At 43.4% G+C, this 21,711-nt stretch carries 18 protein-coding genes; 14 read left to right on the plus strand and 4 right to left on the minus strand.

Annotated features, from left to right (window positions below; genetic code table 11):
• Positions 1-134: 134 nt before the first annotated feature.
• Positions 135-1,676 carry an FAD-dependent monooxygenase gene (locus tag RL70_RS09780; protein WP_052245893.1) on the minus strand — a complete coding sequence of 514 codons (1,542 nt, stop codon included), beginning with the start codon at positions 1,674-1,676 and terminating at the stop codon, positions 135-137.
• A 324-nt stretch (positions 1,677-2,000) separates the two neighbouring features.
• Between RL70_RS09780 and RL70_RS09785 the strand changes: the two genes are divergently transcribed.
• Together RL70_RS09785 and RL70_RS09790 are read left to right on the plus strand one after the other, a co-directional pair.
• A complete protein-coding gene (locus tag RL70_RS09785; RefSeq protein ID WP_039043233.1) occupies positions 2,001-2,717 on the plus strand; it encodes a MarR family transcriptional regulator in 717 nt (238 codons plus the stop codon).
• 294 nt (positions 2,718-3,011) lie between these two features.
• On the plus strand, positions 3,012-4,244 hold the full coding sequence (locus tag RL70_RS09790) for a Zn-dependent hydrolase (protein WP_197054105.1): 1,233 nt from the start codon (positions 3,012-3,014) through the stop codon (positions 4,242-4,244).
• Positions 4,245-4,590: 346 nt separating this feature from the next.
• Here RL70_RS09790 and allD read toward each other — a convergent pair whose 3' ends face one another.
• Both allD and RL70_RS09800 read right to left on the minus strand, forming a co-directional pair.
• Positions 4,591-5,640, minus strand: coding sequence for an ureidoglycolate dehydrogenase (allD, locus tag RL70_RS09795; RefSeq protein ID WP_039043234.1), 1,050 nt, complete (start codon positions 5,638-5,640; stop codon positions 4,591-4,593).
• Between the two features lie 28 nt (positions 5,641-5,668).
• A complete protein-coding gene (locus tag RL70_RS09800) occupies positions 5,669-6,550 on the minus strand; it encodes an alpha/beta hydrolase (protein ID WP_039043235.1) in 882 nt (293 codons plus the stop codon).
• 347 nt (positions 6,551-6,897) lie between these two features.
• On the opposite strand from RL70_RS09800, the gene fdrA reads away from it, so the two are divergent.
• The 11 genes from fdrA to RL70_RS09855 all read left to right on the plus strand — a co-directional run bounded on the left by fdrA (position 6,898) and on the right by RL70_RS09855 (position 20,285).
• A complete protein-coding gene (fdrA, locus tag RL70_RS09805) occupies positions 6,898-8,646 on the plus strand; it encodes an acyl-CoA synthetase FdrA (protein WP_039043236.1) in 1,749 nt (582 codons plus the stop codon).
• A gap of 101 nt (positions 8,647-8,747) precedes the next feature.
• Positions 8,748-10,010, plus strand: a complete 1,263-nt coding sequence (locus RL70_RS09810) for a DUF1116 domain-containing protein (RefSeq protein WP_039043237.1) — start codon at positions 8,748-8,750, stop codon at positions 10,008-10,010.
• Positions 10,010-10,930 (plus strand): DUF2877 domain-containing protein, encoded by a 921-nt coding sequence (locus RL70_RS09815; RefSeq protein ID WP_052245894.1) that lies wholly within the window; start codon positions 10,010-10,012, stop codon positions 10,928-10,930. Before RL70_RS09810 ends, RL70_RS09815 begins: the two co-directional genes overlap by 1 nt.
• Positions 10,927-11,865: a carbamate kinase gene (gene arcC, locus RL70_RS09820; RefSeq protein ID WP_039043238.1), complete on the plus strand. Its 939-nt coding sequence runs from the start codon at positions 10,927-10,929 to the stop codon at positions 11,863-11,865. Before RL70_RS09815 ends, arcC begins: the two co-directional genes overlap by 4 nt.
• A gap of 117 nt (positions 11,866-11,982) precedes the next feature.
• Entirely contained in the window at positions 11,983-14,604 is a 2,622-nt protein-coding gene (locus RL70_RS09825) for a sensor histidine kinase (RefSeq protein ID WP_039043239.1), read from the plus strand.
• Between the two features lie 3 nt (positions 14,605-14,607).
• The gene (locus RL70_RS09830; protein WP_039043240.1) at positions 14,608-15,315 is read left to right on the plus strand and encodes a response regulator transcription factor; all 708 of its coding nucleotides are present in this window, start codon (positions 14,608-14,610) and stop codon (positions 15,313-15,315) included.
• A gap of 274 nt (positions 15,316-15,589) precedes the next feature.
• On the plus strand, positions 15,590-16,846 hold the full coding sequence (locus RL70_RS09835) for an MFS transporter (protein WP_039043241.1): 1,257 nt from the start codon (positions 15,590-15,592) through the stop codon (positions 16,844-16,846).
• A 179-nt stretch (positions 16,847-17,025) separates the two neighbouring features.
• Positions 17,026-17,727 (plus strand): 5-oxoprolinase subunit PxpB, encoded by a 702-nt coding sequence (pxpB, locus tag RL70_RS09840; protein ID WP_039043242.1) that lies wholly within the window; start codon positions 17,026-17,028, stop codon positions 17,725-17,727.
• Positions 17,724-18,737, plus strand: a complete 1,014-nt coding sequence (locus RL70_RS09845; protein ID WP_039043243.1) for a biotin-dependent carboxyltransferase family protein — start codon at positions 17,724-17,726, stop codon at positions 18,735-18,737. The genes pxpB and RL70_RS09845 overlap by 4 nt, the downstream gene beginning before the upstream one ends.
• Positions 18,734-19,516 (plus strand): 5-oxoprolinase subunit PxpA, encoded by a 783-nt coding sequence (locus tag RL70_RS09850; protein WP_039043244.1) that lies wholly within the window; start codon positions 18,734-18,736, stop codon positions 19,514-19,516. The genes RL70_RS09845 and RL70_RS09850 overlap by 4 nt, the downstream gene beginning before the upstream one ends.
• A gap of 58 nt (positions 19,517-19,574) precedes the next feature.
• Positions 19,575-20,285 (plus strand): hypothetical protein, encoded by a 711-nt coding sequence (locus RL70_RS09855; protein ID WP_039043245.1) that lies wholly within the window; start codon positions 19,575-19,577, stop codon positions 20,283-20,285.
• An 8-nt stretch (positions 20,286-20,293) separates the two neighbouring features.
• On the opposite strand, the gene RL70_RS09860 is transcribed toward RL70_RS09855, so the two are convergent.
• The gene (locus RL70_RS09860) at positions 20,294-20,572 is read right to left on the minus strand and encodes a hypothetical protein (RefSeq protein WP_039043246.1); all 279 of its coding nucleotides are present in this window, start codon (positions 20,570-20,572) and stop codon (positions 20,294-20,296) included.
• A gap of 89 nt (positions 20,573-20,661) precedes the next feature.
• Between RL70_RS09860 and RL70_RS09865 the strand changes: the two genes are divergently transcribed.
• Positions 20,662-21,708: a P1 family peptidase gene (locus RL70_RS09865; RefSeq protein WP_039043265.1), complete on the plus strand. Its 1,047-nt coding sequence runs from the start codon at positions 20,662-20,664 to the stop codon at positions 21,706-21,708.
• The last annotated feature ends 3 nt before the right edge of the window (positions 21,709-21,711 follow it).

Consider the following 21,711-nt stretch of genomic DNA (forward strand, 5'->3'; position numbering starts at 1 on the left):
TTTATTTTAAATTAAGGTCATTTAAAAATCCTTCTTTCGCTAGATTTGAAAATTAGCGAAAGAAGGATTTTTGTTGACTGAATGATGGGAAATGCAGATACACCCTGTATAATTCACCAATTTACTTAGTGATTTCAGTTCGAGTTACTCGTATTGGAATGTGTGGCAAACGTGCTGACAATGTTGTTGAAGTTGGCTAGCCAGTCGTTAGTGATAATGCTGCCAATGTAACCGTCCGGTCGGATTAGTACTAATGTTTCACCAGTGATGCCGTAAATACTGCTCAGATTGCCGGTTGTGTCGTCGAGGCGATTGTTGTCAACCTCGAGACCGTTACCAACGGCATAGCAACGTAATTCTCCAACACCAATTGGCCAGCTCGACTCAAACTCAGAGAATCCTTTGATCGGGTTACTTCCAAAGGCTAGCAGGGTGAAGTGCGGCCCCTGATATAGCTCGAATAAGCGACTTAAACCTTTTGGTCCTGTGCAAGGAGCGTCTGGTGCTCTGTCTCCAACGTGTAGGGTTTTAGTGGCCGAGCTATTGGTAGGGGCGAGTGGTCCGCCGTAGTAAGAGATTCCAAGCTGTCGTTCCTCATCTCCACGTTTAAGCCCGGAAAGATGCTGCTTCTCAATCTCAGAGTAAAGTTCATTAGATTTTTTAAGAACGCGTGCGGCAATCGGCTGTCGTTCGGCTTCATAGCTTTCTAGGAGGCTCTCTGGTGCACCCTTTATAACCTGACCAAGTTTCCAGCCGAGGTTGTAAGCGTCCTGGATACCGGTGTTTAGACCCTGAGCGCCAGCGGGTGTGTGTACGTGAGCGGCGTCGCCAGCCAGAAAGACCTTGCCAGATCGGTACTGCTCGGCAAGTCGAACATTAGGTCTGAACACTGAGGTCCAGGTGATATCCTGGAGCTGTAAACCTGTGAGCGATTGGAACTTGACGGCTAATGCAGTTTCGTCCAAATCAGCCGATTCCTCCGGTGTCAGACGAATCATTACTTGAAACTGATCAGAGTGAGGGAGTGGGCATGCTGCGACCTGCTTCCCATGGGTTCGCGGCCATACGTGCCATCGGTTGCGTGACAGTCCGTTTATTGTCCCATCGATGATAAGCATACGGTCGGCTTCGTTGGTCTCTCCCATGAAACGAATACCAGCAGCCTTGCGGACTGTACTAGAACCACCGTCAGCTCCTACAAGATACCTGCTTCGAATCTTCTCTCCAGAAGAGAGTGTTGTAGTCACCCCGTTGTTATCCTGTTCAAAATCAATAATCGCAGTGTCAAACTCAATACTCAGCCCTAGACTGTCAAGTAGGCGATGCAAGATAGCGTCGGTACGGTGTTGAGGCAGTAATAATACATTCGGGTACGGCACATCAGGAGTAACCTTTTTTCGTTTCTGCATCCGCAATGGTACAGTAATCGGTCCAAAATGAATCCCCATAAGAGGATAGGCTCCTCCTTCAGAGTGAGCTTCTTTCAGGACGCCAAGGTCCTCAAGTACCTCCTGGGTTCTCGGTTGGACTCCCTTTGCACGCGAGCCCTTGAATGAATGAGGTGCCTTGTCTACCAGTCTGACACTAAGGCCGCGTCGAAGTAGATCTGCCGCGAGTGTAGACCCGGTCGGTCCAGCGCCGGCTATGAGGACATCGATGTCGTATTTTCCTGTCAAATGAATTGACCTCCTATATTTTGGTGTGAGATGTAGAAAAAATGGTTGTAATTTCTACGCATCCTCACTGGATTTTTCCAAAAATCTTGTAGAATGCGAACAAGACGTTTCAGCTTAGTGATGCACTATCTAATCGAACATCATACTGCATGAAACATGTCTTGCTCTCTTATTATTGTTGATTGGAAACATAATGTTTACAGGAAACAATAATAGTTGATATCCTGCTCTTTGTCAATAATGTTTCCCAGAAACAATTATTGTTGCTTGTTTATTTGCAATTGGTATAATGGTATCAAGTTAGCCTTTGGAGGAAAAACATCAATGGACAATAAAAGTAAAAACCAATATAAAGATCGTTTAATCATAGAAGTATGGGAAACCGCAAAAGATATGCAGCATAAACTTCAATCTGAAGATGACGAAGAAAAAAAGTGGTTGATGCAGAATAGCCAAAATCTAGTTGTTACAGAGTCAATGAAAGAAATGACTATTTTGATGTTTCATGTTCTGGAGGCGATTGGAAGGCTTGAGCCTGTAAACGGAATAACTATTTCGAAGCAATTCGGGATATCGAGGGGAAGTGTCTCCAAAATTACGAGAAAACTTGTAGAAAAAGAAATTATCTTCGTGGAATATCTTCCAGATAACAAAAAAGAAATTCTTTTCCGTACCACTCCGTTGGGCAAAGAGATACGTCTGTTACATCAAGATTTACATCATCAAATTGATAGTGAAATCAATCGTTTCTTACAACGTTATACCGAAGAAGAATTGGGAACTATCCTCAATGTACTACTCGATGCGCTGCATACGTCTTGGTTAAATCCTACGACAAACGAGGATAAAATTAAACATAGTCCAAGGATGGCGCAGATAAATGAAAATGAAGAGCTAAACACCGACAAGGCCAGCCATTCTTACCCTGTTGCTGAAGAAATGTATGAGATCATGGAAATGCTCAATAAACTTGATTCCAGAAACTTAAAAAGAGCGAAAGTGATCCTTAATGAAATATTTTATTCAGACCATAGAGAATAGAGTTAGTGTGATTTTACGGAATTAATGAATAATAATAGGTTAGTATTTCTGTTGTAAATTAAATCATGTATAAGTTTTTTAACAAATATACTTAAAAAAACATAGACTTTAGTCCGGAAATGAAATTAATCGACTTTAATGTTTTAACACATGAACTATTAAACCATCCCCTGGAGTTAAATGGGAAAGTCGGTTTGATTTTTTTCTATGAACTTGCGATACTTTACAGTAGGAGTGAACGAATTTTTTGTAAATTCATTTGCATCACGTACCTATATGAAAAGGGGAATTGCTATGAAGCTGGAGCGATTGCGTCAGTCATTTGAAGAGCTTGCGAAGTTTACAGACGAGGGAGAAGGCATCAACCGGCTTGCTTATACCGAAACAGAGCGCAATGCGAGAGAGTATATGATCCATCAGTTCGAAGAGGCTGGTCTCACTGTACGCACGGATTACGCGGGAAATGTCATTGCACGACGTGAAGGCGCAGCAGCTGAATTGCCTGTAGTAGCAACGGGTTCACACATCGACTCGGTTTATGCAGCTGGAGAATTTGACGGAACCGCTGGTGTGCTCGTTGCACTTGAAGTGATGCGCTCGCTTGCTGATGACAATATTGAAACCGAGCATCCAATGGAAGTCATTATCTTCGCGTGCGAGGAGTCTTCGCGTTTCGGAGCCTCCACACTAGGTAGTAAAGCGATGTCAGGACGATTGGATCCGGCATATACCCGGTCATTGACAGACAGAAATGGCATTACTCTTATGCAAGCGTTTGAAGAGAATGGACTCGATCTGGAAGAAGTCCATTTAGCCATGCGTTTCCAAGATGAGTTCAAAGCATTTGTGGAGCTTCATATAGAGCAAGGACCTGTGCTAGAGAAGCAACAAGCGTCTATTGGGGTCGTCTCTGCCATTGCCGCGCCTGTCCGATTCCACGTACACGTCGGAGGAACGGCCGATCACTCGGGGACAACCCCGATGGATTACCGACATGATGCACTGCTTGGTGGAGCTGAAATTGCACTAGCCGTGGAACGGGCAGCTTTTGAAGAGCTTGCGCATGGTACTGTTGGTACGGTAGGCGTTTTTTCAATAAAACCCGGAGCGATGAATGTCGTACCAAGTGCAACGGAAATGGACGTCGATATCCGAGGAACGAACACAGAATCGCGGCAACGTGTCGTGGATGCACTTGAAACAGCGGTTAAAGGAGTAGCCGAAGCACGTGGTTTAGACATTTGGATGGACGCAATCTCCAGTGAAGAACCGGTTCAAATGGATGTTGACATTGTGAATGGGTTCAAAGCGGTTTGTGAAGAACGAGGAGTGAAGTGGCTAGAAATGCCAAGTGGTGCAGGGCACGATGCTATGAATATGGCGGCGTTCTGTCCGACTGGCATGATCTTCGTCCCGTCCAAAGATGGGCTTAGCCATAACCCAGCAGAGTACACATCCATGGAAGAATTGTTGGAGGGTGCAGAAGTGCTACGGGCATTCATGTTAAGACAGGCCAAAATTGTGTGATTATCCGAGCAGTGTGGCGGGACAGCAGTTGTCTCGCTGTGCTGTTTTTTTGTGGGATAATCTTTGAAAACGGTGATGTTGCCAATTTCCTCTAAAATAGTTTCAACGATTAGTTAGCCCATCGAAAGATAAGGAAAGAGCTACCAATTAAGTCCTATAACATACTTGAATTGTGTCCCGTTATCGAGAAATTTTCGCAAGTGTCGGAGAAATCACTTTAAGTGTCGGATAAATGCGAACGAGTGATCGAGAATTCCCTGCGAGTGAACAGCAACCGCTCCAAACTAATCGACAATGAGAAAAATCATCAAAAAAAAGATGGCCCACACAAAGTGGGCCATCTAGTTTATTTTGCAAAAGGATCCTTATGATCATATTGGTTATTGTGCACAACGTCACTACGCAAATACTCAAGGATTTCATCTACAATCTCCACACCATTCTTCAAAGACTCTTGTTCTTGAAGTGTTGTGTTCTGACCAGGATACAGCACTTGATCGAACCCTGGAGCTGGTTTCACCTCATTCAATTCCTTCATCATGCCGGAAATATTGGCACGGAACAGATCGGAACTTGTAAACGCACCTGGGTCAATCACGATATGGAGTTGTCCGAGTTCACGTCCCGCCGTCAAATCGTGATACATCGACGACACGTGTTTTCCGAACGGAAGTCCAAGCAACACACCTGACAAGATATCTACCATCATCATAAGACCATAGCCTTTTGGTCCAGCAATCGGAAGCAATCCCGTGACCTTAAATGGATCTGTCGTCGGTACACCGTCTTTGTCTACCGCCCATGTATCCGGAATGGATTCGCCTTTTGATCGAGCGTGCAAAATTTTCCCCCATGCTTGAATGCTTGTTGCCATATCGAAGATGATCTTATCATCACCTACACCTGGAGCCGCGAACGCGATCGGGTTTGTCCCGAAATACGGTTCAGCTCCGCCAAAAGGAACGACCATTGGATCGGACTGGCACATGGAGATTCCAATCATTCCCGCTTCTGCTGCTTGTTGGACAAAGTACGACATGGCACCGCTATGGCTCATACGACGAATGCCGACAATGGCTGTTCCGTTTTCCCGAGCCATGTCAATTGCTCGAGTCATTGCATCTTTCGCAGCTACATGCCCGACGCCGTTATCGGCATCCAGCACAGCAGTACCCGGTCCTGTTTGGTTAAATTGTTTGTCTGGATTTACGGTAATGCCGCCTTTAGCAATTCGTTCGGCGTAGTATTCAGTCCGCATCGCTCCGTGAGAAAAAATACCTCGAGCGTCTGCGTGTGCAAGTACGTCTGCAACTATCTCCGCATCATCCCGTTGCAGCCCCGCTTGTGTGAGTTTGTTTGCCATCAGCTCTTTCAATTCTTCAATCGATATATTCATCTCCAACACTCCTTTTGGCTATAGCCACTTATAAGTTCGTCTTCATATGAAATCGTTGTTGTAAAAAAGTAATCGTATGCTGGACAGTACGTACAGAATCAGGATCGTTCATGTTCGCGTCAAAATTATGTTTCCCTTGGGAAATTGTCATAAGCTCATTTGGAATACTTAATGAATCGAGCTTTTTTTTCATCGCGACAGACTCTGCATATGGCACATCCTCATCTTGATCACCATGGATAAGAAGGGTTGCCGGATATTTTGTATCTGCTAACTCAACAGGTGCATAATTCGCCAGCTTACTTTTATCCAGGGCATACGAACCGGCCACCCAATCGAGCCACGTGCCTTGCTGACGGCAATACAAGTAAATCGCATACCGTCGTTCGATCGGAGCGGAGTAAATCGCATTTGGCTGAACGAGTTGCTTCGCTAACATTTCGGGCACAGTCGTCATCGATGTAAAGTGCGGACTCGGATTCCGATACCATTCACCAGTAACCTGTCCGTATCCATAAAACGAGACAATCGCATCCGGCTTCACTTCAAATGTCCCTGATAACAACGCTAAATAACCTCCTGCTGAGCTACCAATCACAGCCACCCGTTCTCGATCGAAATTGAAATGAGCAGGTGCTTCTGTCTTTATCCAAACTAGTAAATCCTTAATATCATCCTGGATTTCAGGAAGTTTGGATTCAGGTGCAAGCCGATAATCCACAGAAAACACGTTGAATCCAGCCTCATTATATAGACGGATTTGTTCTCGATTCATGTCGTCTCGGGTCCCCCAGATCAGTCCGCCTCCATGTATGTAGACAATCAAAGGGGCAAGAGTTTCAGATGTCGGATGAAGTACCCCTCCAATCTCGCAACCATCCACACGTTTATAAACAAATGTATCTGCCATAATCGCATCCTCTTTTCTAACTCTCTATCTTTCTTAATTAAATATCGAACGTAATAGTTAGTTTTTATACAATGTAGCTACTCTCTTAATAGTCTGATTACCTCTCAGCAAAACTATTTCTCCTACTATCTTACGACACGAAACTCCAAGAAAACAGCTTTCGATTAACAATTTTATGTTTTTGTAATGTTACACTCCAGTATTTTATTCGTCTGCAATGCAAATTGCGTTACAATTAACTTGGATAAACAAAAACAGCTTCACCATTGTTTTGTGCTTAACACTTAGGGAAACACATGCAATGGTAGGCGCGCTGATTTTAAAAAATACTTACAGGGGTGATTTTTGTGCTTCATACGATTATCAAGAAGAACTCGTACCAAGACTCCATTAACCTCATGTTGCTCACGAACTCAATCGCAACAATGGAAGGTCTCAACAAAGTACAAATCATGATGGCAACACCAGCTAACAAAGACATCTTTAAAGATGCAGGGTTGCATACATCAGAACTCGAAGCAGCAGAATCGAATGACATGGCGATTGTTGTCGACACAGACAATGCAGACATGATAGACACAGTTCTTGAAAAAGTAGAACAATACTTAAATGACCAATCCATCAGCAACAAAAAGCAAGGATTTGAAACAGTACGGACATGGGACAAAGCAGTGGATGCACTTCCAAATGCAAACGTTGCCATGATTTCAGTACCTGGTGAATATGCAGCAGATGAAGCGGACAAAGCATTGGACCGTGGTCTTCACGTGTTCATGTTTAGTGATAATGTGTCTGTAGAAGACGAATTGCGACTAAAGCAAAAAGCTCACGAAAAAGGATTACTTGTCATGGGGCCAGACTGCGGTACAGGAATTCTTGACGGTGTACCTTTGGCATTCGCAAACGTCGTGAACAAAGGCCGTATCGGACTTGTCGGTGCATCAGGAACAGGAATCCAGGAAGTTTCTACAATTATCGACCGTTTAGGAGAAGGCGTCAGCCACGCAATCGGTACGGGTGGACGTGACCTAAAAGATCCAATTGGTGCGATCACTATGATGGATGGAATTCGTGCTCTAGAAAACCACAGCGCGACAGAAATCATCACAATCATTTCTAAGCCACCTGCAGAACACGTTCGTAACGAAGTAATGGAACTTCTTCAAAGTTTGACGAAGCCAGTCGTTGCTGTATTCCTTGGTGAAAAGCCAGAGCAATACGAAGGTAATGTCTACCAAGCTTACACACTAGCAGAAACTGCACATATTGCAGTGGACTTAGCACGCGGGAACGAAGTGAAACCAGACTACAACTCAGGCGATTTCTCTGTAGAGAATGCAAGTTTGAAAGATGGTCAGAAGACTCTAAAAGGGTTGTACTCAGGTGGTACTCTCGCTTCTGAAGCAGCAGTGCTCATTTCAGACGCACTTGGTCTTGGAACGCACATTAAAAACGAAGAAGGCTACGTCTTGAAACACGAAGGTCAGGAAATCGTTGACCTTGGGGACGATAAGTATACACAAGGGAAGCCACACCCAATGATTGATCCGGAAACTCGTTCGAAGTTCATCGAGCAAGCTGGGGATGATGAAACAACAGCTGTTATTTTGCTAGACTTCGTTCTTGGCTATGGTTCGCATGACGACATGGCAAGCGCGTTACTTCCGTCTATCAAAAAAGCGGTAGCAAAAGCAAAAGAAGGCGGCCGTACATTGCACGTCGTCGCAACTGTTTGTGGTACGAAAAACGATCCGCAAAGCTATGACGGTCACGTAAAGCAGTTGAAAGAAGCTGGCGTCATCGTAAAAGAAACAAACAACGAAGCAGTCCGTACTGCGCTTAGCATTGTTGGACTTCAAGTTGAAGATAACCAGAAGAAACATGTAGAGGGAACTAAGTCGGATAAGAAATTCGACCTCTCTGTTTCAGAAGACATCGCGTCACTTGTTTCAGAACGTCCGCGCGTCATTAACGTCGGTTTGAAAGGCTTTACAGGTGCACTTTCAGACACAGGTACACAGTTCGTCCAATACGACTGGCGTCCGGTTGCTGGCGGCAATGCACGTATGGCTAAAATCTTAAGCTTGCTGAAATAATTTCAGATTGATGAAGATAGAAGGTCCAGATCCGCTCTGGACTGGACCTTCCTCATGCAGATGGAGACATCTGTAAATATGACGAATGAGGTGTGTACGTTATGAACTACAAGTCAATGGATGAAGCAAACAAAGCGGTTATCGATAAAATTACCGGATCTGCTCCATTTTTAGTGGATGTTGTTCCTGCTAAAGAAAAAATTAAAGAATTAAATGACGGAAAAGTGTTGCTACATGCAGGTCCACCTATTGAGTGGAACGACATGACAGGTCCAATGCAAGGATCTTGTATCGGTGCTTCTATCTATGAAGGTTGGGCATCGAACGAAGAAGAAGCGGAAAAGCAACTAGCAGGCGGTGAAGTGAAATTCATCCCATGTCACCATGTGAATGCAGTTGGCCCAATGGGTGGTATCACGTCTGCTAATATGCCTGTTTTTGTTGTAGAAAACCGTACAGACGGCAACGAAGCTTACTGCATCATGAACGAAGGAATCGGAAAAGTGCTTCGTTTTGGTGCCAATTCACAAGAAGTCATCGATCGTTTGAAGTGGATGCAAGATATTCTTGGACCAACGATTGCAAAAGCTCTTGCGCTCACTGAAGATGGCTTGAACTTGAACGTCATCATCGCAAAAGCAATTACAATGGGCGATGAGTTCCACCAGCGTAATATTGCTGCGTCCTTAATCTTCTTGAAAGAAATCAGCCCGTACATCGTACAGTTGGATATGAACGAAAGCGATCGTAAGGACGTTATTCAATTCTTGGCGGATACAGACCAATTCTTCTTGAATATCATGATGGCAACAGCTAAAGCCGTAATGGACGGAGCTCGCACTATTCAAGACGGAACTGTCGTTACAGCAATGTGCCGTAATGGTAAAGACTTCGGAATCCGCATTAGCGGAATGGGAGACGAGTGGTTCACAGCACCAGTAAACACGCCTCAAGGACTATTCTTTACTGGGTATTCACAAGATGATGCCAACCCGGATATCGGGGACAGCGCGATCACTGAAACATTCGGTGTCGGCGGTATGGCAATGATTGCAGCACCTGGCGTAACACGTTTTGTTGGCGCGGGCGGCTTTGACGACGCACTTGCAACAAGCAATGAAATGACAGAAATCTGTGTCTCTCAAAATAGTAACTTCACAATTCCTACTTGGGACTTCCAAGGTGCTTGCCTTGGAATCGATGCACGTAAAGTAGTCGAGACCGGTATTGAGCCAGTCATCAACACAGGAATTGCACACAAAAAAGCAGGAATGGGTCAAGTTGGTGCAGGAACAGTTCGTGCTCCTAAGGAATGTTTTGAAAAGGCATTAGAAGCATATGCTGTGAAGCTAGGCTTGATCTAATGGAGAGGCTGTCAGCTAAGGTTTCAGTTTTGTATGCAGAGGAATACGAACAACGCATTCCTCTGTTGCTTTCTGAGCACCCAGAGGGCAAAGTACACAGCATTTTTCAGAATGGTATTAATGTCCAAATGGGTGAGCATTTGTTTTTCATCGGAACGACGAAAAACGGGCAGTTGCCATTTGGCATTCACCTCACCCACCAGCATTTACAAGAATTGCTAGGAACCATCAACGACGATTGCTCTGTGTCTTGGCATTCCGCACAGCGGGAGTTGGAGTTTGGAAAGGGAGTACCTGCTGTTTGCCTCGCGGGCGCAGTGCCGTTTGACTGGCAGATTTCTCGCAAAACAATAACAGATGATGAGCTGATGGACAATCTAGCCATGCTTATCTCCATATTGCTCATTGAACCACGTATAACTGGATTAAAAACAGAAATTGAATCATTTTTAACTGCTTATTTAGAGGGTTCCCCTGCAAGTGGAATGAATGAGCAGCATATCTATGAACTACTTACCGTGTTGGAATCATCTGACCGGGAGAAAATAGAAACAGAACTTCGCTTTTTCATCGGACGGGGGCAAGGCTTAACCCCTTCAGGTGATGACCATTTGGTCGGCTTACTCGCTATCCATGCAGCGGCAGGAATATTATCACCCCCTTTTGTTGAAACCGCAAAAGGGCTTGTTCTGAACGAGGCACTGACGACAGATATTGGACGTGAGTATTTGTTGTATGCATTGGAAGGGAAGTTTAGCTCGACTGTAGCTGAAACGGCTTCAGCATTGACAGAGAAGACAGATATTTATATGCTAAAACCATTGCTTTCCGAATTGCTCGATATGGGGCATAGTTCTGGAATCGATACGGTTTTTGGTATGTTACTCGGCTTACTAGCGCTAAGGAGGAAACTAGAATGACAGAAAAAGTAGTAATTGCACTTGGGGGTAACGCAATCCTTCAACCTAAGCAGGAAGCGACTTATGAGAATCAGCGTGAAAACGTACGGATTAGTACTGAAATCATCGCGAAAATTGTCAAAAACGGTCATGAAGTCATTGTTACACATGGTAACGGCCCACAAGTAGGCAACATCCTTCGTCAGAACGAAGAAGCTAAAGATGTTGTTCCTGCACTTCCACTTGACGTTTGTAGCGCAGAATCACAAGGGTTCATCGGGTACATGATGGAACAAACATTGAAGAATGAGCTCAATAAGCTGGATCTCAACAACCAAGTAGTTAGCATGCTGACGCAAACAGAAGTAGATCGCAACGATCCGGCATTTGAAGATCCATCCAAGCCAATCGGTGTCTTCTATTCAGAAGAAGAAGCAAAGCAATTAGCAAAAGAAAAAGGCTGGGACGTTAAAGAAGACGCTGGCCGCGGATGGAGACGTGTTGTTGCATCTCCAAATCCGAAGTCAATCCTCAGCTCTCAAACTATAAAAATGCTTACAGATAATGATATTATTGTCATCGCTTCAGGTGGCGGCGGAATTCCCGTTGTCCGTGAAGAAGATGGTAGCTTGACAGGTATTGAAGCAGTTATTGACAAAGATCGTAGTGCATTCCGTCTTGCAGAAGAAGCAAAAGCAGACGTTCTTATGATTTTGACTGACGTTGACAACGTATTTGTAAACTATGGCAAGCCAGATCAAAAAGCACTTGGTACGATTACGCTTGAAGAAGCACAAGGCTATGCGGACGAAGGACAATTTTCTGCAGGCAGTATGGGTCCTAAGATGGAAGCAGCCATGAAGTTCGCTGAACTCGGTGGACGTGCGATAATCTGTTCACTTGGACAAGCAGACCTTGCAGTAGAAGGTAAGGCTGGTACACAGATTAAAAAATAAGTATATCAATGGTATTGGCTATGGTCATTTTGACACTTGCCAATACCCTTTTGGTATTTACATAGGTTTTAGAAGTTTACATAATTGGTCGACATCAAAAGGAAGGAGAGAGTGTGGATGAAAAATAGGCGATCCCGTTCTTTTAAAAAGGAACTCATATACTCGTTTCTTACAATAGGACTGACTGCGATTATTGTCCTCGGGATTTTTCAATTCTTCCAGCTCTCCTCGCTAATCGAAGGCAATCAGGATAGCCAAAAGAAAGTAACTGGGTTTTTAGAAGATAATATTGAAAGTTATATGGACCAACATGGTAGAATCATTGAAACCATGGCCTCTAATATTGCTCCTCTTTTAGAGGAAGGACGAACATCTAAGATAGAAGAAAAGCTACGTGATATTAAAATTAACTATCCGGGATTTGTAAACTTGTACGTAGGGGATAAAAATGGTGAATCTCTTGTATTTTACCCTTCTGTATACACGGATGGAGTGAGACGGGAACACTTGAATTATAGCGATCGGTCTTATTACAAAGATCTTCTCGATAAAAACAAACAAGTGGTGTCTCCTGTTTTTTATGGTAGAGGGGGAACAGATGTCCTTTTGGTTGCGATCGTCTCACCGATATTTGACAGTAAGGGGAAGATGCAAGGGTATATTTTAGGGGCTATCGATTTAAACGCTTTGGAGAAATACGTATCTACAAGGATATCAGGCGAAGCAAGTTATGCGGTGTTACTTGACCAAGATAATAATGTAATTGTGCACCCCGATGTTGATACTAGGACAGACATGGTGAATCTCACGAATTCTAAAATTGTTCAGACCATCAATAATCAATCTGATCAATCTTTGAATAGCTTGACTGTCAAAGAAGAGGGCAGTGAAAAAGAATTCATCACCTATGCGAAAATTAGGAATCTTGATTGGACGGTATGGATTGCAAATCCATCCACATTAATCACAAAGCCACTTAGAAGTGCAGCGAACACAATTCTGTGGTTCATACCCATTACGGCGTTATTTGTTGTGTTAGCAAGTCTATTTTTAACGAATCGACTTGAACGAACGATTCGCAATCTCCTCGATACCATTAAGCGTTATTCTGTAAGTTATAAGACGAACCAACCTGTTCAATTATCTGAACGAATTCAAGGCCCGCAAGAGATGACGGATTTGCTGGCTCACTTCAATGATATGATATCTGAAATTGAAGAAAATCGAAATGAACTCATTGATTTGAATACACAACTTGAAGGCCGTGTTCAGGAACGAACTGCAAATTTGGAACAGCGGAATGCTGAATTACAGGCAGTAAACAAACTGATTACACCGGTGTCTTCAAAAATGGATTTGCCGCATTTCATCCAACTATGCCTTCAAAATATCGAAAAATCCGTACCTTTCAATGTGCACATTTGGTTTCGTGAGTTGGCCGTAACAAGCCAAGCGATTTACGTCGACAAAAGTTTGCAGAGCTATTTAGAGAAAAATGTGCAGGGCACTAATCAACACATGGAACCGATTGTACTAGATGGGTTGCCAAATGGCTATCTCATTGTCGATTTGCTGGACGGGCAGACAATTGAGCCAAGAGGACAGGAATTTCTTCAAACGTTCTCACGTTCCCTTGCAGTTATGTTACAAAACAAGTTGTTATTTGAGCGATATCGTAATAAGCATGCTGAACTGGATGCCGTTCTTGAAAGTATGTCAGAAGGGATTATGCTTCTTAATAATGATCAACAGGTCGATTATGTGAACGAATTCTTCTTGAATGTGACTGATGGAGATGGCACGAATGGACCGCTTGTGTACTTATCCGACGTTATCGAACGCATTAATATCCTGTTTGAGACTTCTACAGAAGATATCGCTTCATTTTTTGAAAACGAAGCAAGTGAACTAAAGTTAGAGTACAAAACAAAATCGGGCAATGCTGATTTTTATATGCTTCATAAATTCTCCGTCATATCGGATGAGAAAAAAATCGGCGAAGGGCTGCTCATTCGTGATATAACAAAAGAGGAAGAAATTGATACCTTGAAAAACAACCTGATTTCGCTGACGTCTCATGAATTTAAGACACCCATTACAAACATTCGAGGCAGCGTGGAAACGTTATTAAGAGAGGATGTGGAATGGGAGCCTGATTTTCAGTATGAATTGTTAGAAGGAGTCCATGAGGACATAGAGCGTATTCAACATCTGGTGGATGACTGGATGGATATTTCAAAGATTGAATCTGGCTCGATGTATATCGAACGCAATATGGTTCGTGCAGATCATGTCATTGAGAAGTCAATCGAACTGGTGCCACTTTCTTTAAGAGAAGGGGCAACGCTCACTTTTCATAACAAAGCGGAAGATTACTTATTCTTCTATGCTGACAAAACACGAGTCCAGCAAGTGCTAGTCAATCTCTTTACGAATGCTCTGCGCTATAACGATAATCCGCAAAAACAGATTGATATCACGCTTGAAAAAAAGGATGATTATTTAACCATAGCGGTATCGGATAATGGAATCGGTATTTCGAAAGAGCATTTGCAGAAAATCTTTAATCGTTTTTACCAAGTCGATGTTACAGCTACGCGTCGCTCGGGTGGAACTGGATTAGGGTTATCCATTTGCGAAGGAATAATGGAAGCACATGAAGGCAGAATCGAAGTGGATAGCAAACCAGGGGAAGGCAGTATGTTTACTCTTTACTTTCCGATACGAGAGGGGTCTTAAGGGATGAAACAAAAGATATGTGTCGTAGATGATGAAGCGAAGATTTTACGTTTCATCTCTGCGAATTTGCGATCGGTTGGATATGAAGTAGTGACCGCTGATTCAGGAGAGGAACTGCTGGAAAAGTATGATCTTATTTCTCCTGACTTAATATTACTAGATATTATGATGCCAGGAAAAGATGGATTTTATGTACTTGAAGAATTGCGTAAGTTTTCCCATACACCGATTATTATGCTGACAGCAAGAAGTAATCCAAAAGACAAAGTAAATGGATTGAATCTTGGAGCTGACGACTACTTAACAAAGCCTTTTTCGTTAGATGAGTTGTTCGCTCGGGTCAATGCGGTACTGCGTAGAAGTCAACCACATCTCACGGATTCTGCAGCAGGGTCCACATCTGTTATTGAGACAGGATTATTGCAAGTGGATGTCGGAAGCAAGCGGATCTGGATTGATAACGAGGAGTTAAAACTTACGCAAACAGAGTTTTCCTTGCTCGAAATTTTAGCACTGAATTTAGATAAGGTAGTCCAACACGAAACGTTGTTGTCAGAAGTGTGGGGACCCCAATATCGTGATGATGTTGAATATTTACGTGTCGGTATCGCAAGAATTCGTCGAAAAATTAAAGAACGATTGAAAGAGCCTGAAGAATACATCATTACATACCCTGGACTTGGCTATATGCTGAAGAGCGTTACACTTTAGAATGACTAGGCAAAAAAAGAATTCTTTGAAAATGTGTAAATGAATAACTAGTGATAAAAAAGTAGGGAAATACAAGCAACGCAATGCAGTGTATTCAACAGAAATGCCATGACCAGTTCTCTTGTAGTCATTTTGCTAGGAAATTTAATGTTTTGGCAAGGTTACCTGATTTGATTTTATTCGTCTGCAATGCTGTATAAAGTATTATACTAGTGAAAGGTAAATGATCATTTACTTGAATAGTAAATTATAAAAAATTGAGGAGGAACAAACGATGGCGAAACAAATACAAGATAATGGCCAGAAAAAAGAACTCATTCCTTATTGGATCAAAGCCGTTATCGTATTTTTCTTAGGTTGGGTTGCAATTTACGGAACACGTGCAATCTTGAACCCTGTCATGGACGATATTCAAAACGAATTTAGCTTGTCTGGCGCTCAACTCGGTATGATCAGTAGTATTTTCTTCATCGGTTATGCAGGACTAAACATTCCGTCCGGTATACTTGGAGATAAAATCGGTAAAAAGAAAGTACTTGTACCAGGAATTATTTTGTTCGGTATCTTTGCAGCAATTGCAGGCTCGATGCCAACATTCTTCTTATTTATACTTATGTGGTTAATGGTTGGTGTGTTCCAAGGATTCTATTATGGACCACAGTACGGATTGTCTTCTGAAGCGATCCCTAAGAAACACATTACAGTCGGTTCAGCGATTATCAACAGTGGTATGGCGTTCGGTCTATCTGCTGGTTATTTCTTATCAAGTTGGACAATTGAAGCTGGTATGTCATGGAGAGCACCATTCTATATCGTTGCAATCCCAGTTGTCCTCATTGGTTTGCTAATGTGGTGGCTTGTTAAAGAAAACCCATATGGCAAGAAAACTAAAGCTGAAGTTGAGAATGAAGAACCATTCAAGATCAGCGTGCTGTTCAAAAATCGTAACTTGCTTATGTCTTACATTGTAATCTTCTGTGCGATTTACGGATTCTTCGTAGTCGTAACATGGATGCCTTATTATTTGCAACACGCACGTGGAATTGAAGGTAGTGCAGTTGCGACCGTTTCTTCACTAGTACCGTGGGCAGCTATTCCAGGTTCGATTTTCTTCAGCTGGGTCGCTGACCGTATGGGAAAACGTCGTCCAGTGCTACTCGTTATGCTCCCACTTTCATTGATATCACTCATCTCCATCGTTGCATTTGACAACATGTACGTTCTTTATGCAGCACTGATTGGTTACGGTATCTTTGGTAAAATCAGTACAAATCCTGTGTTGGTTGCTGTTGTTGCAGACAACGCTCCTAAAAACGCATATGGTACATCATTCGGTATTTACAACTTCATCGGAATGTGTGGTTCCATCCTTGCACCATACATCACAGGTTTCTTGGCTGATAAAACTGGTAATCTGGATATGGGCTTCTACTTTGCAGGTTTCCTACTTGTCATCGGTACAATTGCCGCAGCGTTGATTAAGGAAGATAACAAACCAAAATTAACAGAAACGAAAGCAGTAACTGAATAAGTGAACTAGACAGGCTGTCCCCTTAGCGGGGGCAGCCTGTTTTTTAGATTCTGTTCTTTCGATAGTGAGGTTATGCGACAATATTGTTTCTAACGAGAGTAAGTACATCATTGAGTCAAGAATTGTCTGAACAGTGTTTCTTACCATATACTAAACAAAACGTGTGGAGGAGGAGTGGGATGAAATTCATCATTTCTCCTTTAGGAGATCAGGCAGTTCACCTCGAATTTGGTGGACCTTTTCATGAAGAAACAGAGAAAAAGATTAGAACTGTCACTACTGTATTGGATGATAAGCGACCGGTCTGGCTCGTCGAATACATCCCGTCCTATACGTCGGTTACCATTTTTTATGATGTCCACTGCTTTGCGAAAGAAGAGTTTCCATATGAAGCAGTACGTTTGGAAGTAGAGAAGTTATTTGATCATCTTGAACCGATTGTGATAAGCGAAAGACGTACGGTTAGAATTCCAGTACTTTATGGTGGAGAACAAGGACCTGATTTGCAAGAAGTTGCGGAACTAAACGGACTGACATTAGACGAAGTAATCGGTATACATACTTCTGGTGTCTATACCGTGCAAATGATAGGATTCGCACCCGGGTTTCCATTTTTAGTGGGAATGTCGCCTCGGATTACGGCACCGCGTCGAAGTGATCCAAGACTTCGAATACCGCCACGATCTGTTGGGATAGCTGGCGGACAGACCGGTATTTATCCGATTGAAACACCAGGTGGATGGCAGCTGATTGGACAGACACCGATTGAATTGTTTTTACCGAACGAAACGCCTCCAAGTTTGTTACGTGCGGGCGATCAGCTCGAATTTTTTCCCATTACAAAAGAACAGTATGATGCCTATAGGGAGGGGGACGTATGATTCGAGTAGTAAAGTCTGGTTTGTCAGACACGGTTCAGGACAGCGGTAGGATTGGCTACCAACAATTCGGAGTGATTCAAAGTGGAACAATGGATTCGATATCTAGACGAATTGCCAACCTCCTCGTGGGAAATGAAGAAGGAGCGGCCATTCTGGAAACGACGCTAATTGGACCTAAGTTATTATTCGAAGAAGAGATGCTCCTTGCTTTATGTGGTGGGGAATTTACACCTGAAATCGATGGGGTACCAGTTCCGATGTGGAAGCCTATCGTAGTAAAAGAAAACTCCTTATTGACGATTGGCACTGCAACACGAGGAAGCCGTCTCGTGATGGCAGTTGCAGGAGGGTTTGACTTACCTCGAGTGCTTGGCAGTTATTCCACGTACTTAAAAGCGGGGTTTGGCGGGTTCAATGGAAGAAGCCTGCTGAAAGGAGATCTACTTTCAGTTAATAAACCTAATGAAAAGTCTAAAATGATGTACAAGCAGCTTATGGATTGCAAAACTACCTCTTACTGGACGACTAGATGGTCTGTTGCGAAACAACTACGACCGTTTGTAAGGGAGTCTTATACAATTCGAGTTTTACCTGGCAGACAAAAGAACCTATTCACCGAGCAAAGCCAAAGGAATTTTTTGTCCTCCTCTTTTACAATGGGTTCACAATCAGATCGCATGGGCTACAGACTACATGGTCCACAACTTCAACTATCTGAACCGAACGAACTTCTTTCTGAAGCTGTCACATTCGGTACTGTGCAAGTCCCTTCAAACGGACAACCAATTGTATTAATGGCGGATCGTCAAACGACAGGTGGCTATCCAAAAATTGCTCAAGTGATCTCGGCTGACCTCCCGGTGTTAGCCCAAGCGAAACCTGGTGATTCACTAAGGTTCGAAGAAGTCTCCTTATATACTGCACAACAGCTACTCAGGCAAATCGAAAGAAGCATACTTGAACTGCGAATAGGCATTGGACTTAAACTATACGAAGGAGGCATTCAATGACTGTACATATAGATATCAACTGTGACTTAGGTGAAAGTTTTGGTGCTTACAAGCTTGGAAACGACGAGGAGGTCATGAAGCATATCACCTCTGCGAATATCGCTTGTGGATTTCATGCAGGGGATCCAAGGACGATGCATACGACAATCGATCTCGCTTGTCGGCACAATGTTGCAATTGGTGCGCACCCAGGTTTGCCAGACTTAAATGGTTTCGGTAGACGGGAAATGCAACTGACGCAACGGGAGGTATATGATTTGATGGTCTATCAAATCGGAGCGCTTCAAGGGTTTATAAAAGCTGAGGGGGCGACGCTACACCATGTAAAGCCTCATGGAGCCCTTTATAATATGGCTGCCAAAGACAAGAAAATCGCTGAAGCAATTGCAAGGGCAGTCGCAGCAGTATCACCTGAAGCCATACTGTATGGATTGTCGGGAAGCGAACTGGTTCAAGCAGGCAAAGCGCAAGGGTTGTTGACGGCCAATGAAGTGTTCGCAGACCGCACGTATGAACCGGATCTTTCTCTAACACCGAGAACACATCCAAATGCAGTCATCCAAGACTATGATTTAGTGATTATGCAAGTATTGGGCATGGTGACTGATGGAGTCGTACGAACTGGTATTCATCAAGAAACGTCAATACAAGCAGATACGATATGCATTCATGGGGATCATGAACGTGCGCTATCATTCGCTAAAAGAATGTTCACAGATCTTTCCTTAAAAGGAGTTTCTGTCACGAAAGCAGGGAACTTTATTCAACGGACTCCTTAACCTCCCTAAAGATATGGTGGGTCATGAACGAAGACGGAATCTTTGCTATACTGAATGCATGACAACACTTACAGCGAACCAAATCCAACAACTTCATAGCAATGGTGTCTATACAACCCCACCTGAGCATCCGCTTTTTACGTTAGAAACCTTATCTTCTCCAACAGATGGAAAAGATCTATTAACCGTTCTTCAAACCGTGAGTCAAAGCCCTAATATGACTGTCGCGGCTTCTTTTTTCATGAGGCGTTACGGAATGTTTACGGCAATGCAACTTGTTCAATTCATTCAATATGAGGAACTTTGGCAAGGGGAACCAGATGAATTACAGTTTGGAGCCGTTCACGAGTATGGCAATATGACTGTCAGTACATATCCAAAGGTCGATGGTTGGATAGAAGTGCCTATCGAAGATTCTGCTGATGTCGTTCGAAAACTTCTTATCCAAATCCAAACAGTGATCAATGCGCTAAGATCCGTGGCTTCTGTCTCTCCCAATGTTTTGTGGGAAAACGTATTTGGTTTCTGGCTTTGGCAGTTTCATGTTATGTTGAATGATCCAACTTGTACAGACGAAGCAAGAATCGTTTTCAATCATCTTAAAGACGATTCTGTCTGGGAAGGAAACTCTTCACATTCTCGGTTTTCATCCTATTTAAACGGATGTGAGCCGACAGATTTGCTGAATACAACGGTAAGGAAAACATGCTGTCTTTCGAAAGACGTCCCAGGATTAATGCAATGTGGATTTTGTCCATTGAAAGAGTAACAAGACTTTCATTTTGTCCGAAATGCTAGATAGGATTGCTTCATTGAATAGAGCACTCCCATGGCGGCACCGCTATAGAAAAACCCCATGAAGATACCCGCGGAAAGACTATGAGGATGGCTGATGAAAATGGACAAGATGAGTGCGACGACCGTTGAAACTGTAGAAAGCCATGTGGGGCGAACTCGAAATACCCATTTAGCAATGAGAACGACTATAAATGTCACGGGGACCGCCCAAAAGGCATCCCATATATTTGTATGAATTGTTGGAAATTCCGTCAGCATAAAGACCACTCCTTTTACAACGTAGTGTGGAAACATTTGTGAAAGACTATACATAGACTGGAGCCATGTAAATGCCAAAACAACAACCAATGAAAATTAGAGCGCGAGGTATTCAGATTGGCACCCTTTTAACCGGGGAAAACAACTGTATTACAGACGTTGCAAATGTACGAGTCGGACACGTAACGCTCGATGAACCGTTAGAGAATGAGGAGCATCTAGCGACAGGTGTGACTGCAATCTTGCCTCATCTAGGCAATCCATTCAGGGAAAAGGTTGCGGCGGCAAGTTATGTCATTAACGGATTTGGGAAGACGACAGGACTCATTCAGTTAGATGAACTAGGCGTTCTCGAGTCACCAATTATGTTGACGAATACATTCGGTGTTCCGGCAGCAACAGAAGGAGCCCTTCGATGGTTGCTCGACAAGACACCGGAAATCGGAGACACGACAGGAACTGTTAACATTGTGACAGGGGAGTGCAATGACAGTCGCCTTAACTCAATTAGAGCGCTGTCGATAACGCCTACTCATGCCGAGCGAGCAATTGAAATAGCAACCACTGAACCATCTGACGAGGGGGCGGTAGGTGCTGGGAAAGGAATGGTTTGCTTCGGGTATAAAGGAGGAATCGGCACATCATCGCGTGTTGTTCACTCTGAAATGTCTACCGAATCATTTACAATAGGGTGTCTCGTTTTAAGTAATTTTGGGAAGCGGGAAGAGTTTGCGAGCGACCGATATATGAAAATTGAACCCATTATACAACCAGATGCACCAAAACCTGCAGACGGATCGATTATGATTGTCCTTGCAACGGATGCTCCAATCGATAGCCGGCAGTTAAAACGAATCGCAAAACGTTCTGGGATTGGACTTGCTCGAACTGGAAGTCATTACAGTAACGGCAGTGGAGATATAGTGATTGCATTTTCTACTGCACACAAATTGCTGCATGACAGGCCAGATGCTATAGAGAACGTACAATTACTTCGCGATAGTCATCCTATCATGAACCAACTATTTCAAGCTGCTGCGGAAGTAACGGAAGAAGCGATTTTGAATTCGTTGTCTCAAGCGGTTGAAACGACAGGGCGAAATGGTTTAACTGTACACCCAGCACCGTTTTCTTAACTG

The sequence above is a fragment of the Sporosarcina sp. ZBG7A genome (genome assembly GCF_000813425.1).
In the GTDB taxonomy this organism is placed as follows: Bacteria; Bacillota; Bacilli; order Bacillales_A; family Planococcaceae; genus Sporosarcina.

What these genes read in the sequence shown, in the direction of transcription:
- RL70_RS09810 (WP_039043237.1), top strand. Translation starts at nt 8,748, where the DNA reads ATGAACTACAAGTCAATGGATGAAGCAAACAAAGCGGTTATCGATAAA.
- RL70_RS09785 (WP_039043233.1), top strand. Translation starts at nt 2,001, where the DNA reads ATGGACAATAAAAGTAAAAACCAATATAAAGATCGTTTAATCATAGAA.
- RL70_RS09860 (WP_039043246.1), bottom strand. Translation starts at nt 20,572, where the DNA reads ATGCTGACGGAATTTCCAACAATTCATACAAATATATGGGATGCCTTT.
- pxpB (WP_039043242.1), top strand. Translation starts at nt 17,026, where the DNA reads ATGAAATTCATCATTTCTCCTTTAGGAGATCAGGCAGTTCACCTCGAA.
- RL70_RS09865 (WP_039043265.1), top strand. Translation starts at nt 20,662, where the DNA reads ATGAAAATTAGAGCGCGAGGTATTCAGATTGGCACCCTTTTAACCGGG.
- RL70_RS09835 (WP_039043241.1), top strand. Translation starts at nt 15,590, where the DNA reads ATGGCGAAACAAATACAAGATAATGGCCAGAAAAAAGAACTCATTCCT.
- RL70_RS09855 (WP_039043245.1), top strand. Translation starts at nt 19,575, where the DNA reads ATGACAACACTTACAGCGAACCAAATCCAACAACTTCATAGCAATGGT.
- allD (WP_039043234.1), bottom strand. Translation starts at nt 5,640, where the DNA reads ATGAATATATCGATTGAAGAATTGAAAGAGCTGATGGCAAACAAACTC.
- RL70_RS09815 (WP_052245894.1), top strand. Translation starts at nt 10,010, where the DNA reads ATGGAGAGGCTGTCAGCTAAGGTTTCAGTTTTGTATGCAGAGGAATAC.
- RL70_RS09790 (WP_197054105.1), top strand. Translation starts at nt 3,012, where the DNA reads ATGAAGCTGGAGCGATTGCGTCAGTCATTTGAAGAGCTTGCGAAGTTT.
- arcC (WP_039043238.1), top strand. Translation starts at nt 10,927, where the DNA reads ATGACAGAAAAAGTAGTAATTGCACTTGGGGGTAACGCAATCCTTCAA.
- RL70_RS09830 (WP_039043240.1), top strand. Translation starts at nt 14,608, where the DNA reads ATGAAACAAAAGATATGTGTCGTAGATGATGAAGCGAAGATTTTACGT.
- RL70_RS09800 (WP_039043235.1), bottom strand. Translation starts at nt 6,550, where the DNA reads ATGGCAGATACATTTGTTTATAAACGTGTGGATGGTTGCGAGATTGGA.
- RL70_RS09825 (WP_039043239.1), top strand. Translation starts at nt 11,983, where the DNA reads ATGAAAAATAGGCGATCCCGTTCTTTTAAAAAGGAACTCATATACTCG.
- RL70_RS09845 (WP_039043243.1), top strand. Translation starts at nt 17,724, where the DNA reads ATGATTCGAGTAGTAAAGTCTGGTTTGTCAGACACGGTTCAGGACAGC.
- RL70_RS09850 (WP_039043244.1), top strand. Translation starts at nt 18,734, where the DNA reads ATGACTGTACATATAGATATCAACTGTGACTTAGGTGAAAGTTTTGGT.